At 72.1% G+C, this 3,567-nt stretch carries 2 protein-coding genes; both read right to left on the reverse strand.

Annotation, left to right across the window (positions count from 1 at the left end; translation table 11 throughout):
• A partial coding sequence (locus IG90_RS0138480) for a condensation domain-containing protein (RefSeq protein WP_030595865.1) occupies nucleotides 1-1,371 on the reverse strand: 1,371 nt, incomplete at its 3' end.
• A partial coding sequence (locus tag IG90_RS40370; protein WP_030595867.1) for a condensation domain-containing protein occupies nucleotides 1,368-3,567 on the reverse strand: 2,200 nt, incomplete at its 5' end. The genes IG90_RS0138480 and IG90_RS40370, both read right to left, overlap by 4 nt.

The raw sequence follows: 3,567 nt of genomic DNA on the forward strand, positions 1-3,567 counted from the left end.
CACCCGCGACGGCACAACAACCGAAGGCACCGCCAGCACAGCCGCCCGCTCCTCCGCGGAGAGCAGATCGATCCGCCCGATCGGCCGGGAGGGATCCGTGACGACGAGGTCGAGCACCCGGATCAGCCGGTCGACGAACCCGGCGGCCGTCGCCCGGTCGAACAGGTCGTCGCGGTAGTCCAGGCGGAGGTACAGACGGCTGCCAGGGGCGGCGATCAGGGTCAGTGGATAGTGCGTCGCGTCCCTCCCGCGGCCCAGGTCAGGGGTGATCCGCAGCCCGGTCTCCGGCCGCTCGCCGGGCTCGTCCCACGGGTAGTTCTCGAAGACCAGAGAGGTGTCGAAGAGGTCGCCCAGCCCGGTCAGTTGCTGGACGCGGGCGAGCCCGAGGTGGTGGTGCCCGGTGAGCCGCGACTGCGCGCTCTGCACCTGTTCGACGGTGGTCAGCAGTGACTGTGCCGGGTCCAGGGACACCCGCACCGGCACCATGTTGATCAGCAGACCCACCATGCTCTCGACGCCGGGCAGTTGAGGGTTGCGCCCTGCCACGACGGCCCCGAACACGACGTCGTCGTGGCCGGTGCGCCGGCTCAGCACCAGCCCCCAGGCGGCCTGGAGCACGGTGTTCAGGGTCACCCTGTGCCGGCGCGCCCAGTCGGCCAGCGCTGCCGTGCGGTCCTCGTCCAGCTCCAACGTGATCCGCTCCGGCATCAGTCCGGGGCGGCCCGGGTCCACCGGAGTGAGCAACGTCGGCTGCTCGAGTCCGTCGAGCGCCTCCCGCCAAGCGGCCTCCGCCGCCGGCTGGTCCTGCTGCGCGAGCCACCCCAGATACTGCCGGTAGGGGGCCACTCGGGGCAGCACGGTGGCGTCGCCCTGGCTGTCGTACAGCGTGGTCAACTCGCGCACGAGCAGTGGCGTCGACCAGCCGTCGAGCAGGATGTGGTGGGTGGTCATGATGAGGCGGTGACGTTCGGCGGCCAGGCGCACCAGGGAGAAGCGCAGCAGGGGCGGCTCGGCCAGGTCGAACCGGCGGGCGTGCTCCTTGGCGGCGAGCCGGGTCAGCTCCCCCTCCGCGTCGGCATCGGGAAGGGACGACAGGTCGAACACGTCCCAGGGCACGTCGACCTGACGTCGCACCAGCTGTACGGTCCGGCCGGAGTCCACCTGCCGGAAGCCGGCGCGCAGGTTCGGGTGCCGTTGGACGAGCGCGAGCACGGCGGCCCGCAGCCGCGCCGCGTCGAGGGCGCCCTCGATGGCGAAGACGTGTTGCACCGCGTAGACGTCCGCGCCGTCCTGCTCGTAGCGGGAGTGGAACAGCAGCCCCTCCTGCATCGGGGAGAGAGGGAGGATGTCTTCCAGGTCCGACGACGTCATTTCTGCACCCTCCACGCTGCTTCGAGCTGCTCGATGTCGTGCTGGCTGAGTTCGGTCAGGGGGAAGTCCGAGGGGCTGTGGCCGCCGGTGCCGGAGCGCTCGCCGTGCCGGACCAGTCCGCGGATCGCTCGGAACCAGTGGTCGGCCAGGGCTCGGACGTGCCGTTCGGTCCAGAGATCCGGCGCCCAGGTCCAGACGGCCTCCAGTTCCGGCCCGTCCGGGGCGTCGCGGACCATGCTGTTCACCTCGAGCCCGTGCGCCAGCGCGGTCGCCGGGTCGGCGCCGCTCAGCAGGCCGGTCTCGGCGGCCACGGTCCATTCCGGGCGGCCGGGGACCACCGGGGCGCCCGCCGAGGGAAACCGGCCGAGGTAGTTGAATCCGATTTGCGGTACGGCGAGCCCGGCCAGCTCCGGCCCGGTCTCGGGACTGAGGTGCCGCAGCAGGCCGTAGCCGATGCCCCGGTCGGGCAGGGAGCGGACCTGTTCCTTGACCCGTTTCAGGGCCTGTCCGAGCGGCGGCCCGCCGTCGACGACCTCCTCCCAGGCCAGGGGGCCCGGGTCGACGCGGACGGGATACAGCGAAGTGAACCACCCCACGGTGCGCGAGAGGTCCGTGCCCTCGACGATCTCCTCGCGCCCGTGTCCCTCCACGTCCACCAGAAGAGCCGTGTGCCGCCCGCGTGCGTGGGTCCGGCGCCACTGGGCGACCGCCAGGGCGAGCGCGGTGAGCAGGACGTCGTCGACCTTCGCGTGGAAGGCCGTGGGCACGGTCGTCAGGAGCGGGGTGGTGACCTCGGGTGGCAGGGAGAGGGTGAGCTCGCGGGCGCGGCCCACGGTGTCCCGCGTGGCATCGAGCCGGCCAGTGGTCAGCGGTGGGTCGGCCGCGGTGAGCAGTTCGCTCCACAGCGCCGCCTCGGCGGTGCGGGCCGGCTGCCGGGCCTCGACCGTGAGGAGACTCGCCCAGCGGCGCAGGGAGGTGCCCACCGGGTCCAGCCGTGGGGGACGACCGCCTCCGACGGCCTCGCAGGCGGCGATGAGATCGGGAAGCAGGATCCGCCAGGACACCCCGTCGACGACGATATGGTTGACGACGACCAGCAGCCTGCCCCGTTCGGCCGGTCCGGCGTCGAACCAGACCACCTGAACCAGCAGGCCACGCTCGGCCGACAGGCGGGCGGACGCCGCCTCCGCCTGTGCGCGGACCAGCGTCGCGTCGACGGCGGCGCCGGCGGTCTCGACACGGTGTACCAGGTCCGCTGCCGACACGGACCCCACCGGACTCACCTGGAGCGACCACGCCCCGTTGTCCTGACCGCTGGGTGTCCGGGTCAACCGCAGCGCGTCGTGGTGGTCCACGAGTGCCTGAACGGCCGCGACGAGGTGATCCTCGCGCAGCTCGGCCGGCACCTCCAGCAGCATCGCCTGGTGGAACGCGTCGATGTCGCCACCGCGCGTGTCGTACCAGCGCATGATCGGGGTCGGTTCCATCCCGCCCACGCCGGAGTCGTCGGGGTCGGGTGCCGACACGGCCAGTTTCTCGGCGACCCCGGCCAGACCGGCCGCGGTCCGCTGCTCGAAGACGTCCCGGACCGCGAGTCCGACACCCGCGGAGCGAGCGAGGCTGACCAGCCGGATCGAGACGATGCTGTCCCCGCCGAGCGCGAAGAAGTCGTCGTCGGGCCCGACCTTGTCCACGCCCAGGGCCTGCGCGACCAGCGTCCCCAGCAGTCGCTCGCGCTCGGTCCGCGGCTCACGACGCGGCACATCCGCCCGCGCGCCCGGATCGGGTTCGGGCAGCGCGGCCCGGTCGAGCTTTCCGTTGGCCGTCAACGGCAGCCGGCCCAAGGTGACGTACGTGGACGGCGCCATGTATGCGGGCAACCGCTGCCGCACGAACTCACGCAGGTCTGCCGGTGTTTCGTCGGTGTCGGGGACGACGTAGGCGATCAGGCGGGTGCTGCCGGGCTGGTCGTGGTGGGCGACCACGGCGGCCTGGCCGATCGCCAGATGGTCCGTCAGGACGTTCTCGATCTCGCCGGGTTCGATACGGAAGCCGCGGACCTTCACCTGGTGGTCGACGCGGCCCATGTACTCCAGATCCCCCTCGGCGTTGGCACGCACGAGGTCACCGGTGCGGTACATGCGCCCGCCGGGCTCGGGACCGTAAGGGTCGGCGACGAAACGCTCGGCCGTCATA

The sequence above is a fragment of the Streptomyces anulatus genome, assembly GCF_000721175.1.
Taxonomy (GTDB): domain Bacteria; phylum Actinomycetota; class Actinomycetes; order Streptomycetales; family Streptomycetaceae; genus Streptomyces; species Streptomyces anulatus_C.